At 72.8% G+C, this 13,881-nt stretch carries 9 protein-coding genes and 1 pseudogene; 8 read left to right on the top strand and 2 right to left on the bottom strand.

The genetic code is table 11. From position 1 onward, the window contains the following. The first annotated feature begins 63 nt into the window (after window positions 1–63). The 6 genes and pseudogenes from EKH77_RS21835 (at window position 64) to EKH77_RS21810 (ending at window position 8,160) form a co-directional block, all read left to right on the top strand. Window positions 64–743 (top strand): annotated as a pseudogene (locus tag EKH77_RS21835) (spermidine synthase). Between the two features lie 101 nt (window positions 744–844). Continuing rightward, window positions 845–1,582: a response regulator transcription factor gene (locus tag EKH77_RS21830; RefSeq protein WP_126916018.1), complete on the top strand. Its 738-nt coding sequence runs from the start codon at window positions 845–847 to the stop codon at window positions 1,580–1,582. A gap of 49 nt (window positions 1,583–1,631) precedes the next feature. After that, window positions 1,632–2,732: a HAMP domain-containing sensor histidine kinase gene (locus EKH77_RS21825; protein WP_126916017.1), complete on the top strand. Its 1,101-nt coding sequence runs from the start codon at window positions 1,632–1,634 to the stop codon at window positions 2,730–2,732. 242 nt (window positions 2,733–2,974) lie between these two features. Continuing rightward, window positions 2,975–6,787, top strand: coding sequence for a multifunctional oxoglutarate decarboxylase/oxoglutarate dehydrogenase thiamine pyrophosphate-binding subunit/dihydrolipoyllysine-residue succinyltransferase subunit (locus EKH77_RS21820; RefSeq protein WP_126916016.1), 3,813 nt, complete (start codon window positions 2,975–2,977; stop codon window positions 6,785–6,787). 111 nt (window positions 6,788–6,898) lie between these two features. Then, complete coding sequence (locus EKH77_RS21815; protein ID WP_126916015.1) at window positions 6,899–7,909, top strand: ketoacyl-ACP synthase III family protein; 1,011 nt, start codon at window positions 6,899–6,901, stop codon at window positions 7,907–7,909. A gap of 71 nt (window positions 7,910–7,980) precedes the next feature. Further along, the gene (locus tag EKH77_RS21810; RefSeq protein ID WP_126916014.1) at window positions 7,981–8,160 is read left to right on the top strand and encodes a DUF6104 family protein; all 180 of its coding nucleotides are present in this window, start codon (window positions 7,981–7,983) and stop codon (window positions 8,158–8,160) included. A 48-nt stretch (window positions 8,161–8,208) separates the two neighbouring features. Here EKH77_RS21810 and EKH77_RS21805 read toward each other — a convergent pair whose 3' ends face one another. After that, entirely contained in the window at window positions 8,209–9,030 is an 822-nt protein-coding gene (locus tag EKH77_RS21805; protein WP_126916013.1) for a hypothetical protein, read from the bottom strand. Between the two features lie 131 nt (window positions 9,031–9,161). On the opposite strand from EKH77_RS21805, the gene EKH77_RS21800 reads away from it, so the two are divergent. Next, entirely contained in the window at window positions 9,162–10,016 is an 855-nt protein-coding gene (locus EKH77_RS21800) for a DUF4097 family beta strand repeat-containing protein (RefSeq protein WP_126916012.1), read from the top strand. Then, on the top strand, window positions 10,016–11,014 hold the full coding sequence (locus tag EKH77_RS21795; protein WP_126916011.1) for a PadR family transcriptional regulator: 999 nt from the start codon (window positions 10,016–10,018) through the stop codon (window positions 11,012–11,014). Before EKH77_RS21800 ends, EKH77_RS21795 begins: the two co-directional genes overlap by 1 nt. A gap of 129 nt (window positions 11,015–11,143) precedes the next feature. Here EKH77_RS21795 and EKH77_RS21790 read toward each other — a convergent pair whose 3' ends face one another. Next, window positions 11,144–13,786, bottom strand: coding sequence for an ABC transporter substrate-binding protein (locus tag EKH77_RS21790; protein ID WP_240667472.1), 2,643 nt, complete (start codon window positions 13,784–13,786; stop codon window positions 11,144–11,146). Window positions 13,787–13,881: the final 95 nt, after the last annotated feature.

Genomic DNA, 13,881 nt, shown 5'->3' with positions numbered 1-13,881 from the left:
ACGCTTACTGGCGTCGGCCGGTTCGTCGACAGTCACCGAACGGTCAACAGGAGGCAGTAAGCAATGCGCCGCTACGACTCGCCCGCCACCGTCATCGACCGCCGCGAGGGCCCCTATGGAGAGGTCGTGCTCAGACGGCGGAGCGAGCACTTCGAGATCATCGCCAACGGTTGTTTCCTGATGGACACCTCGGACGGGCGCTCCGAGCGGCTGCTCGTCGACGCGGCCCTGGCCGCCCTTCCCGCCGAGCGAAAGGAACCGGCCGTCCTGATCGGTGGCCTCGGTGTGGGCTTCTCGCTCGCCAGAGCGGCGGAGGAGCCGCGCTGGGGCGGATCGCCGTCGTCGAACGGGAGGCGGCCGTCGTGGACTGGCACCGCGAGGGCCCGCTGGGCGCGTACTCGGCGGCGGCGCTCGCCGACCCCCGCACCGAGATCGTCCACGCCGACCTCTTGGCGTACCTCCGGGCGCCGGGTCCCGCTTTCGACGCGCTCTGCCTGGACATCGACAACGGCCCCGACTGGACCGTCACGGAGGACAACGGCAGCCTCTACTCCCCCACCGGACTCGCCGCGTGCCGGGACCGGCTGACGCCCGGCGGGGTGCTCGCCGTGTGGTCCGCGCAGCCCTCGGAGGCGTTCGAACAGGCCCTCCGTAATGCCGGGTTCGCCGGGGTAACGACGGAAGAGATCACCGTTGCCCGAGGCGTCCCGGACGTCGTTCACCTCGGCATCCGCGCCGCGTAGCCGCCGCGTAGCCGAGTCCCGCCGGGTGCCCGTACCCTGCCTTCCACAGGTGCAGGACCCGTAGTCACATCGCTACGGGAACACGCTTAGGGGCGGGGCGCATGGAGCACACACACATCGGCCCGAGCGGCGTCGTGGCCTCCACCGGGGCACAGCGTCGGGTACTGATCGTCGAGGACGACCGGACGATCACCGATGCCATCGCGGCCCGTCTGCGGGCCGAGGGATTTCAGGTACGCACCGCGGGCGACGGGCCCGCCGCCGTCGACACCGCCGAGGCATGGCAGCCGGACCTGCTGGTCCTGGACGTGATGCTGCCCGGTTTCGACGGCCTGGAGGTCTGCCGCCGGGTGCAGGCGCAGCGGCCGGTTCCCGTCCTCATGCTGACCGCGCGCGACGACGAGACCGACATGCTGGTCGGTCTCGGCGTCGGGGCGGACGACTACATGACCAAGCCGTTCTCGATGCGCGAGCTCGCCGCCCGGGTGCACGTCCTGCTGCGCCGGGTGGAGCGGGCCACGCTGGCCGCGCACACCCCGCGCAGCGGCATCCTGCGGCTGGGCGAGCTGGAGATCGACCACGCGCAGCGCCGGGTGCGGGTGCGCGGCGGGGACGTCCATCTGACGCCGACCGAGTTCGACCTGCTCGTCTGCCTGGCCAACACCCCGCGCGCGGTCCTCTCCCGCGAGCAGCTGCTCGCGGAGGTGTGGGACTGGGCGGACGCCTCCGGCACCCGGACGGTGGACAGCCACATCAAGGCGCTGCGCCGCAAGATCGGGGCGGAGCGGATCCGTACGGTCCACGGGGTGGGCTACGCGCTGGAGACCCCGGCGGCATGACGGCACCTGTGGTGCGGGGCGGGCGGCATGACTCGTTACGGTGATCCCGGTGCCCGGTGACGGCCGAGCGCCGCAGGGGCTGTGGAGCAGGCTCTGGGAGGCGCTGCGTCCCCTGGACCCCTATCGGTCGGTGAAGGCGGCGCTGGGCGCGCTGGTGATCGGCTCGGTGGTGATCACGACGTTCCTGGTGTTCGTCGCCATCCACTCGGCGACCGAGCTCCGGGTGATCACCGTCTTCTCGATCATCGCCTCCCTGCTGATCACCCAGTTCGTGGCGCACGGCCTGACCGCGCCGCTGGACGAGATGACCGCGGTCACCCGGTCGATGGCACGGGGTGACTACACCCGCCGGGTGCGGGCCGGGCGGCGGGACGAGTTCGGGGATCTGGCCGAGGCCTTCAACCGGATGGCGGCCGATCTGGAGGCGGTGGACACCCACCGCAAGGAGCTGGTCGCCAACGTCTCGCACGAGCTGCGCACGCCCATCGCGGGGCTGCGGGCCGTGCTGGAGAACGTGGTGGACGGGGTCTCGGCCCCCGACCCCGAGACGATGCGCACCGCGCTGCGGCAGACGGAGCGGCTGGGCCGGCTGGTGGAGCAGTTGCTGGACCTGTCCCGGCTGGACAACGGGGTGGTGCCGCTGCACGCCCGGCGCTTCGAGGTCTGGCCGTATCTGGCGGGGGTCCTCAAGGAGGCGAGCATGGCCTGCGGCAGCGGCTCCTCGCCGCGCGCCCGCAAGGACGTCCATCTCCACCTGGACGTCTCGCCCCCGGAGCTCACGGCGCACGCGGACGCCGAACGGCTGCACCAGGTGGTCGCCAATCTGGTGGACAACGCCGTCAAGCACTCTCCCCCGCACGGCCGGGTCACCGTGCGGGCCCGCCGGGGCGAGGGGGCCCAGTCGCTGGCCCTGGAGGTGGTGGACGAGGGGCCGGGCATCCCCGAGGCCGAGCGCCATCGCGTCTTCGAGCGCTTCAACCGGGGCTCCGGCGCCTCGCAGGGGCCCGGCGCGGACGGCGGGACGGGCCTGGGCCTGGCCATCGCCCGCTGGGCCGTGGACCTCCACGGCGGGAGCATCGGGGTGGCCGAGTCCCCGCGTGGGTGCCGCATCAAGGTCACGCTTCCGGGAGGTCCTCGTGAGCCGAGTTGACGTAGGGTCGGTGGTGGGAGCACACATCCGACCCGGTGTGGGGCAGGATTCGGCGAACCCAGGAAAGCCCGGGGTCAAGCGGAACCTTCGGGTTTTCCCAGCTCTTCGTGCCCTGAAACCAGAGGTCGAGTGTGACTTAGGCGACGATCTGGCCCGGGTGGCCTGCATTAGGGGTCCCGACAGGCGTAGCCTTTATTCCCGCTGTCCACCACCTTAGGAAGCGGAAGAGGGCGGTTGCCGCCGTGTCGCCACAGTCCCCCAACACCTCGAGCATCTCGACCGACCAAGCGGGGCAGGCCAAGAGTCCTGCCGACGTGTTCGGTCCCAATGAGTGGCTCGTCGACGAGATCTACCAGCAGTACCTCCAGGACCCGAACTCGGTCGACCGAGCCTGGTGGGACTTCTTCGCCGACTACAAGCCGGGCACTGCCCCGGCTCCGCCGGGGCAGGCTGTGACCGGGGGCGCTTCGGCCGCACCGGCCGCCGCCCAGGCCCCGGCCGCCGCGCCGCAGGCGCAGGCCGCTCCGGCCGCCGCCCCGCAGGCCGCCCCCGCGGCGCAGGCCCCGGCCGCTCCGGCCGCGGCTCCCGCCGCGAAGCCCGCTCCCGCAGCGGCTCCGGCCAAGCCCGCCGTGGCGAAGCCCGCCGTCGCCAAGCCGGCCGCCGCCAAGGCCGCCGAGCCGGGCGCGGGCCCCGAGTTCGTGACGCTGCGCGGTCCGTCCGCCGCGGTCGCCAAGAACATGAACGCCTCCCTGGAGCTGCCGACGGCCACGTCCGTCCGCGCCGTCCCGGTGAAGCTGCTGTTCGACCAGCGCATCGTCATCAACAACCACCTGCAGCGCGCCCGCGGTGGCAAGGTCTCCTTCACGCACCTCATCGGCTACGCCATGGTGCAGGCGCTGAAGCTGATGCCGTCGATGAACTACTCCTTCACGGAGAAGGACGGCAAGCCCACCCTCGTCAAGCCCGAGCACGTCAACCTCGGTCTGGCCATCGACCTGGTCAAGCCGAACGGTGACCGCCAGCTCGTCGTCGCGGCCATCAAGAAGGCCGAGACCCTGAACTTCTTCGAGTTCTGGCAGGCCTACGAGGACATCGTCAAGCGCGCCCGCGTCGGCAAGCTGACGATGGAGGACTTCACCGGCGTCACCGCGTCGCTGACCAACCCCGGTGGCATCGGCACGGTCCACTCCGTGCCGCGTCTGATGCCCGGCCAGGGCCTCATCATCGGCGTGGGCGCCATGGACTACCCCGCCGAGTTCCAGGGCACCTCGCAGGACGCCCTGAACAAGATGGGCATCTCCAAGGTCATGACCCTGACCTCGACGTACGACCACCGGGTCATCCAGGGCGCCGCCTCCGGCGAGTTCCTGCGGATCATGCACCAGCTGCTCCTCGGCGAGAACGACTTCTACGACGAGATCTTCGAGGCGCTGCGCATCCCCTACGAGCCGGTCCGCTGGCTCAAGGACATCGACGCCTCGCACGACGACGACGTCACGAAGGCCGCCCGCGTCTTCGAGCTGATCCACTCCTACCGGGTCCGCGGCCACGTCATGGCCGACACCGACCCGCTGGAGTACCGCCAGCGCAAGCACCCCGACCTCGACATCACCGAGCACGGCCTCACCCTGTGGGACCTGGAGCGCGAGTTCGCGGTCGGCGGCTTCGCCGGCAAGTCGATGATGAAGCTGCGCGACATCCTGGGCGTGCTGCGCGACTCGTACTGCCGCACCACCGGCATCGAGTACATGCACATCCAGGACCCGAAGCAGCGCCGCTGGATCCAGGAGCGCGTCGAGCGTCCGCACCACAAGCCGGAGCGCGAGGAGCAGCTGCGCATCCTCCGCCGCCTGAACGCGGCCGAGGCGTTCGAGACGTTCCTGCAGACGAAGTACGTCGGCCAGAAGCGCTTCTCGCTGGAGGGCGGCGAGTCCGTCATCCCGCTGCTGGACGCGGTGCTGGACGCGGCCGCCGAGTCCCGCCTGGACGAGGCCGTCATCGGCATGGCCCACCGTGGCCGTCTGAACGTCCTCGCCAACATCGTCGGCAAGTCCTACGCGCAGATCTTCCGCGAGTTCGAGGGCAACCTCGACCCGAAGTCGATGCACGGCTCCGGCGACGTGAAGTACCACCTGGGTGCCCAGGGCGTCTTCACCGGCCTGGACGGCGAGCAGATCAACGTCTCGCTGGCCGCCAACCCGTCCCACCTGGAGACGGTCGACCCGGTCGTCGAGGGCATCGCCCGCGCCAAGCAGGACATCATCGGCAAGGCCGGCACGGACTTCACCGTCCTGCCGATCCAGCTGCACGGCGACGCGGCCTTCGCGGGCCAGGGCGTCGTGGCCGAGACCCTGAACATGTCGCAGCTGCGCGGCTACCGCACCGGCGGCACCGTGCACATCGTCATCAACAACCAGGTCGGCTTCACCGCGCCGCCGGAGTCCTCGCGCTCGTCGATGTACTGCACCGACGTCGCCCGGATGATCGAGGCGCCGATCTTCCATGTGAACGGTGACGACCCGGAGGCCGTGGTCCGCGTCGCGCGGCTCGCCTTCGAGTTCCGCCAGGCGTTCAACAAGGACGTCGTCATCGACCTGATCTGCTACCGCCGTCGCGGCCACAACGAGTCCGACAACCCGGGCTTCACCCAGCCGCTGATGTACGACCTGATCGACAAGAAGCGCTCGGTGCGCAAGCTCTACACCGAGTCGCTGATCGGCCGTGGCGACATCACCCTGGAAGAGGCCGAGCAGGCCCTGCAGGACTACCAGGGCCAGCTGGAGAAGGTGTTCGTCGAGGTCCGCGAGGCCGACACGACCCCGGCTCCCGCCGAGGTCCCGGCGGCGCCGCTGGACGGCTTCCCGGTCGCGGTGGACACCGCGATCTCCCAGGAGGTCGTCAAGCGCATCGCCGAGTCGCAGGTCACCCTCCCCGAGGGCGTCACGGTGCACCCGCGTCTGCTGCCGCAGCTGCAGCGCCGCGCGGCCAGCGTCGAGGACGGCACCATCGACTGGGGCATGGGCGAGACCCTGGCCTTCGGCTCCCTGCTGATGGAGGGCACCCCGGTCCGGCTCGCCGGCCAGGACTCCCGCCGCGGCACCTTCGGCCAGCGCCACGCGGTGCTGGTGGACCGGGAGACCGGCGAGGACTACACCCCGCTGCTCTACCTCTCCGAGGACCAGGCCCGCTACAACGTCTACGACTCGCTGCTCAGCGAGTACGCGGCGATGGGCTTCGAGTACGGCTACTCGCTGGCCCGCCCGGACGCGCTGGTGCTGTGGGAGGCGCAGTTCGGCGACTTCGTCAACGGCGCCCAGTCGGTGGTGGACGAGTTCATCTCCTCCTCCGAGCAGAAGTGGAACCAGACCTCTGGTGTCACCCTGCTGCTGCCGCACGGCTACGAGGGCCAGGGCCCGGACCACTCCTCGGCCCGTGTCGAGCGGTTCCTCCAGCTCTGCGCGCAGAACAACATGACGGTCGCCATGCCGACGCTGCCGTCGAACTACTTCCACCTGCTGCGCTGGCAGGTCCACAACCCGCACCACAAGCCGCTCATCGTCTTCACCCCGAAGTCGATGCTGCGTCTGAAGGCCGCGGCGTCGAAGGTGGAGGAGTTCACCACCGGTCGCTTCCGTCCCGTCATCGGCGACGACAGCGTCCAGCCCGAGGCCGTCCGCAAGGTCGTCTTCTGCTCCGGCAAGGTCTACTACGACCTGGAGGCCGAGCGGCAGAAGCGCGGCAGCACGGACACCGCCATCATCCGTCTCGAGCGTCTCTACCCGCTGCCGGGTGAGGAGCTCCAGGCCGAGATCGCCAAGTTCAAGAACGCCGAGAGCTACATCTGGGCGCAGGAGGAGCCGGCGAACCAGGGTGCGTGGCCGTTCATCGCGCTCAACCTGATCGACCACCTGGACCTGGCCGTCGGCGCCGACGTCCCGGCCCGCGAGCGACTGCGGCGGATCTCCCGTTCGCACTCCTCGTCCCCGGCGGTCGGCTCGGCCAAGCGCCACCAGGCCGAGCAGGCGGCGCTGATCGCCGAGGTCTTCGACGCCTAGCGGTTCTGTAGTACGACGGAAGGCGGGCTCCCCCTGTGAGGGGGAGCCCGCCTTCCGTCGTATCGACCGTGGGTCCAGCCGCCCTTGAGGCGGGGGCGGCCACAGTGGGCCATGACGACGAGGACCTTCGAGGATCTGTACATCGCGGGCTGCGCGGCATGGCTGCCGCCGGCGGTCCCGGTGCCGGAGACGATCGCCCGGCGCACGGAAGCCGTGTCCGTGACCGTCGCCGGGGCGGAGGACTCGGGGCCCGGCATGGCCGCCCGGGCCGCCCGCGCGGCGCTGCGGCGCGCCGGGTGCGGGGCGGCGGACGTCGGGCTGCTGCTGCACGCGGCGCTCTACGACCAGGGGCACGAGCTGTGGGGCTCGGCCTCCTACGTCCAGTCGCTGGCCCTGCCGGGCGCCCGGCCCGCCTGCCCGGCGCTGGAGGTGCGGCAGGTCTCCAACGGCGGGATGGCCGCGCTGGAGCTGGCGTCCGCGTATCTGCGGGCGGGCACGGACCGGCCGGCGGCGCTGCTGACGGCCGGTGACGCCTATCGCCCGCCCGGCTTCGACCGCTGGCACAGCGATCCGGGCACGGTCTACGCGGACGGCGGGGCCGCGCTCGTGCTCTCCCGGGCCGGTGGGTTCGCGCGCCTGCGGTCACTGGTGACCTGCTCGGAACCCCGGCTGGAGGGCATGCACCGGGGCGACCGGCCCTTCGGGCGGGCGGGGACGGTCGATCTCGACGCGTGCAAGCGGCAGTTCCTGCGCCGGGTGGGCCGGCCGGCGGCCGTGGCCTGGGTGGCGAGCGGGCAGCGCCGGGCGCTGACGGGGGCGGTGGAGGCGGCGGGGATCGGCCTCGGGGAGGTGGACCGGTTCGTCCTTCCGCACCTGGGCGGGCGGCGGCTGGAGGCGGCGTACTTCCTTCCGTTCGGGATCGATCCCGAACGGACGACGTGGGGCTGGAGCCGGGGCGTGGGGCACCTGGGGGCGGGCGACCAGTTCGCGGGACTGGCGCGGCTGGTCGAGGCGAAGGAGGTCGCGCCCGGTGAGCTCGTCCTGCTGGTGGGGGTGGGGGCCGGGTTCACCTGGTCGGCGGCGGTGGTGGAGATCGTGACGGTGCCGCGCTGGGTGGACTGACGGAGGGGGACGCGGGGCGCGCCGCCTATCCTTGGCGGGACCGATTGACTCATCCCCTGACGGAGATCACGTTGTACTTCACCGACCGCGGCATCGAGGAGCTGGAGAACCGGCGGGGCGAGGAGGAGGTCTCCCTCGGCTGGGTGGCCGAGCAGCTCCGTACGTTCGTCGACCTCAACCCCGACTTCGAGGTCCCGGTCGAGCGCCTGGCGACGTGGCTGGCACGGCTGGACGACGAGGACGACGAGTAACACGCGCAGGCGCCGGACGGGCCGACTTCGTCGGCCCGTCCGGCGTTTTCAGCGCTCGCGCGAGCGCCACACGTCGTACGCCAGCGTGAGCGCGCCGTCCGCGACGAGGACCGCGCCCGCGGTCTTCATCCCCCGACGGCCGCCGCGCCGCCCGAGCGCCCAGAGCGACACCCCCGCCAGAACCTCCACCGCGCCGAGCGCCCGCGCCCGCGGCCCCCGTACCCACCGCCCCAGCGGCCCCCGCTCCGACGCGTCGAGGCCGTCGCGCACCATCGTGCGCCAGCCGGGCCACTCGACGGGCTCCGCCTCCGGCGCCGCGTCCGCCGCCGCGCGCAGTTCGGCCGCGCCCGTGCCCGGGGTCAGGCCGGGCGGCAGGTGGAGGCCGGCCCGGGCAAGGACGGCGACGAGCCCGAGCACCCGCGCGGCCGCGTCGGCGTCCGAGTCCGGCAGGGTGAGCCGGTCGAACGCCTCCGCGTCGAGCACCGGGTCCAGGCCCAGCCGGGCCCGCAGCGCCGTCATGGCGCTCTCCTCCCCGAGCGGGGAGCCGTCCGCCAGCCAGGTGTAGCCGACCGTGCGGCGGAAGCCCACCGCGACGACGAAGCCGGCTCCTTCCGCGTCCCACCACAGGCCCACGGCCGGCCAGGGTTCGGCGACGGTCAGGGCGTGCGCCCACTCGGCCGTCAAGGCGGCCGGGCTCGCGCCCTCCGCGTGCCAGGCGTCCTCCCCCGGCACCAGCACGGTCCACTCCTCACCCGCCGGGGCGAGGAGCAGCGGCTCGCGCAGGAGCTGCGCGGACGGACGGACGCGGTCGGGCTCGGCCCGGCAGAGCAGCAGAACTCCCGCTGCCGGGCTGTGATCAGTAGCGGACATGCGTCAACGCTATGCCACTCGGAAGACCCTTGACTTCCCGGGGCCACGATATATCGTGTTCTGCAGGAGACGCGATATGTTGCGTCGCGGCGGTGCCGCGCGCAGCACTACGCCAACGGAGGAGGCCCGGAATGCCGGACCGGTCGCAGTGGTCACTGGCCGCACCCCAGAAGCTCACCTTCGAGGAGCCCGTCACGGCGCTCGCGGTGCGCGTCGTGGGCGGCACCGTCAATGTCGTGGGCACCGACAGCGGCCCCGCCGGGCTGGAGCTGTCGGAGATCGAGGGAGCCCCGCTCGTCGTCAGCCTGCGGGAGGGCGTCCTCACGGTCGCCTATGACGACCTGCCCTGGAAGAACATCCTCAAGTGGTTCGACCGCGACGAGTGGAAGCGCTCCGTCACGATCACGCTGACCGTGCCCACGGCCACCCGCGTCGAGACCGGCGTGGTCGGCGCGAGCGCCGTCGTCTCCGGCATCGCGGGCCCCACGGAGGTCCGCGGCGTCACGGGGGACGTCACGCTCGTCGGCGTACGGGGCGACGTCCGCGCGGAGTCCGTCTCCGGGCGGCTGGAGGCCCAGGCCCTCGGCGGCGACCTGCGCTTCAACTCCGTCTCGGGCGATCTGACCCTGATCGAGGGCACGGGCGGCCGGGTCAAGGCGGAGACCGTCAACGGCGACATGACCATCGACCTCGCCGGCACCGCCCGCACCCCCGACCTCGCGCTGACCACCGTCTCCGGCGAGGTCGCCATCCGGCTGCCGCAGCCGGTCGACGCCGACGTCGAGGCCAACACCACCAGCGGCCCCGTCTCCTGCGCCTTCGAGAACCTGCGGGTCGGCGGGCAGTGGGGCGCCAAGCGGATCACCGGCACGCTGGGCTCGGGCGGCGGCAAGCTCAAGATCACCACTGTCTCCGGCGCGGTCGCGCTGCTGCGCCGGCCGCCGTCCCCCGAAGACGACGCCCCCGCGTCGGGAAAGGTCCTCTGATGCCCCCCGTCTTCGGCCACGGCCGGCTCCGCCTGTACCTGCTGCGCCTCCTCGACGAGGCCCCGCGTCACGGCTACGAGGTCATCCGCCTGCTGGAGGAGCGCTTCCAGGGGCTCTACGCCCCCTCCGCCGGCACCGTCTACCCCCGCCTCGCCAAGCTGGAGGCGGAGGGCCTGGTCACCCACACCACCGAGGGCGGCCGCAAGGTCTACTCGATCACCGACGCCGGCCGCGCCGAACTCGCCGACCGGCGTGGGGAGCTGGCCGAGCTGGAGCTGGAGATCCGCGAGTCCGTCGCCGCGCTGGCCGCCGACATCCGCGAGGACGTGCGCGGCGCCGCCGGCGACCTGCGCCGCGAGATGCGCGAGGACGCGCTGAAGGCCCGCACGGAGACGGGGGCCGCCGGCTCCGGAGGGGATTACTTCGCCGGGGCGAAGGAGGAGTTCCGCAAGGCCAAGGAGGAGTGGAAGGAGCAGGCCCGCCGGGCGAAGGAGGAGAGCCGCCGCGCCCGTCAGGACGCCCAGACGGCCCGCCGCCAGGCCCGGCAGGCCCAGGAGCAGACGCGCCAGGAGGTACGGCGCATCGCCGAGCGCGTCCAGGAGCAGGTCCGTGAGCACGCCCGGCACGGCGACTGGCCCGCGGGCATCGCCGAAGGCGTCGGCGCGCTGGCCAAGGATCTCGGCGTACTGGCGGGGCAGATGCGGTCCGGACGGGCACCGGGGCAGCCCGCCGACGAGCCGGTGATCGTCGTGGAGCGGGCGGAGGACGAGCCGCTGCGCGCCTCGTACCCCCTGCCCGAGTGGGCGGTCGCCGACGACGCCCTCTCCAAGGAACCGGCCCGCGACCTCGACCGGCTGCTGGACCGCTTCCGCGACGAGGTACGGGACGCTGCGCGCGATCACGGGGTGACGCCGGATCAGCTCCGCGAGGCGCGGGCCCGCTTGGCGGATGCCGCCGCGCGGATCGGGGGGCTGCTGAAGGCGCCGCAGGCGCCGTAGGGGCGCGGGGAACTGCGCGACCAGCCACAGGCGGCCCGCAGCCGCCCTCGGTGCCCAGGAGCATCCTGCAACTGCGGGCCGCCTTGGGCTGAGCGCGCAGTTCCCCGCGCCCCTTGCGGGGCGTCCCCGCTACAAGGCGTCCCCCGCGTCCCGGGGGCACTCGAACGAACCCCCCGGCCCCCACGCCGTCTTCTCGTCGCCGCTGTCGCGGACCCCGCACTCCAGGGCCACCTCGGGGCCCTGGCGGGTGTCGTGGAGGATCAGCAGCCGCTTGTCCCGGGGCGCCTTACGGCCCTGGTCGTAGACCAGGGTCCCGGTGGCGCCGCGCACCCCGTCGCCGCCCCCGGCTCCCGACGCCAGCACGGTCTGCACCGTGTCGCGCGAGAAGGAGCCGGTGCCGGAGGCCTGGCGGGCGGTGTTCACGGCGGTGGCGAGCAGCCGCAGCGCGTCCCAGGCGACGGGGGCACGGCCGTCGTTGCTCCACAGGTCGTCCTTGCCGTACGCGTCGAGGTACTGCGTACGGAAGGCCCGGCCGACCTCGTTGGGCCAGTAGCTCTTGGGCACGGCGTGCGCCGCGTAGTAGAGCCGTACGCCCGAGTGGCGGCTGCTGGGCTGCTGGGCGTCCACGACGGCGCTGGTCAGGTCGTTGCCCCCGAGGGCCGTCACATGTCCCCGGCAGGAGGTGCCGTTGTCGAACTCGTCGAGGAACGCGGAGAATTCCGTGCCCCGGCCCGCCCAGTACACCACCGTGCGGGGCTCGGCCTTGATCCGCCGGCAGACGGAGGCCGCCATGTCCGCCAGGGTGCGGGCCCGTTCGGTCCGGTCGTCCTGCGTCGGGTCGAAGGGGGTCTCCGAGTCCGCCGAGTAGAGGATCGTGCGGGTGTTCTTGAACTCCTGGACGAAGCGGCGGCGCAGATTGTCGCTGTAGCGGTCGGTCGGGTCGGCCACGACCACCGTCTCCCGGGCGGGGGCGCACACCCCGGGCGAGGTCTCCACGATGTTGCCGCGGCGGGCGAACTCGGCGGCGACGCGCGCCTCGCGCCGGTTGTCCGGCGCGATCTGCCGGTACATGTGGTGCTGCTGCATCTCCTCCGCCGTCGTCACCGTGCCGATCAGGGGGAGTCCGGCGGCGCCGAGGATGTCCCGGGCCTTCAGGGTGGCCGTCCGGCTCTGGCCCAGCCCGACCACGCCCATGATCTGCTGGCTGCCGCCGCTCTTCCGCTCCTCCTCGGCCTCCTTGGCGATCCGTTCGGCCGCCTCGGGGGCCTTCGCGAACTGCTGGCCGGCGTCCTCGACCCGTATCCGCAGCCACACCTTGCGGGCCCCGTCCCGGGACGCCTCGCGGTTGAGCGCCTCCTGGGCGAGGGCGATGCCGCGCAGTTCGGGGATGGAGCCGCTGTACATGCCCTCCTTCCAGGTCTCGGCGACGGCGGGCACCCCGAGATAGACGACGGTGCGGACGGCCGTGTTGGGGCGTTTCGCCGCCGCGTCGGCCTCCGCGTTCTGCGTCCTGATGGAGGCCAGCGCCTGCTCGTACAGCTCCTTCGGGGAGATCTCGGGGACCTTGCCCGGCGCGGCCGACTCCGGCATGGCGACGCTCGCGCCGACGCACTCGGTGCTGGTCTCCGCGCCGATCCGGGCCACCGCGAACTGCGCGACGAGCGACAGCGCCGCGACCGCCGCCACCGTCATCACGGCGGCCTCGACGCGCGGCGCGCCGTCGGAGTACACCTTGCGGGGCTGGATCTCGGGGTAGCCGCGCAGCCTGCTCTCGGCCTCCTCGTCTGGGCGGCCGTCGTAGGGGCCCACGCCCACGGTCACGGTCCGGCCCCGGCCCCGGCCCTGGCTGCGGGTCCAGGAGTCGATGGTGGTCGTGGCCGCCGCGAGGGTCTGGGCGGTGTCCCGGCCGTCCCGGCCGACGGCCAGCAGCGCCACCGCCGTGCTGCCCGTCCGCTCGACCGCCGCGGGGAACCCCCGGATCACGCTCTCGGTGACCGAGCCCGGCGCCCCCACCCGGGGCAGGACGAGGACGAACCGGCTCCGGCGCCGCCGGACCCACGGTGACAGCGCCCGCCTGCGCTGGACGGCGTCCTCCAGATCGCTGAGCAGCGCGCACAGCAACGCGTCGGTCCGGCCGCGGGCGACGGCGTCGTGGTGGGCGAAGAAGTCGCCGCGCCCGGCGGTGATCCCCGCCCAGCCGCGGAACCAGCCGTTCTTGCCCATCATCCGGCGCTGCTGCCGCCGCCCGTACAGCCAGCGCGGCAGCACACCGAAGAGCGGCCGGCGCGCCCAGTGCCACAGCCAGCCCGGGATGCTCGCGGGCGCCTGGTCGTCGCCGCTGATCGCGTAGAGGGCCTTGAGGAAGAGCGAGGTCTTGCACCGTTCCGCGTAGCACTGGTCGCGGAAGTCCCTCGCCCGCACCGCCGGTTGGGTCTCCCGGGTGCGGGCGTCGGCCAAGGCGCGCACGAGGTCGTAGCGCCGCAGCCGCAGCCGGCCGAAGCCGGGGGGCCGGTTCTCGTGCAGGGCGATCTCGATCTGCTCGAAGACGTCGTGGGTGCGCGAGGTGGAGCCGGCGCGCCGCGTCGTCTCCTGGACCCGGGCGAACGGGACGAGCGCGCGCCCCCGGACGCGCAGCCGCTGGCACTCGCCGTCGGCTATCCGCTCCGCCTCGACGCCGCCCGGCGGCGACACGAGGAGCACCCTGGCGGAGGGCCCGCGCCGGCCCGGTGGCACCAGGACGAACTCCTCGAAGGCCGTGACGAAGTCCCCCACGGACGGCAATGGTGGTACAGGCGTGGACACGCTTCACCCCCCGAACGGCCCGGAGCGCCGGGCCGGCAAGCCCCTTCCACGACAGGCGGTCGCGG

Origin of the sequence: Streptomyces luteoverticillatus (genome assembly GCF_003970715.1) — a bacterium.
Taxonomy (GTDB): Bacteria; Actinomycetota; Actinomycetes; order Streptomycetales; family Streptomycetaceae; genus Streptomyces; species Streptomyces abikoensis.
This window is presented reverse-complemented; position numbering and strand designations above follow the sequence as displayed.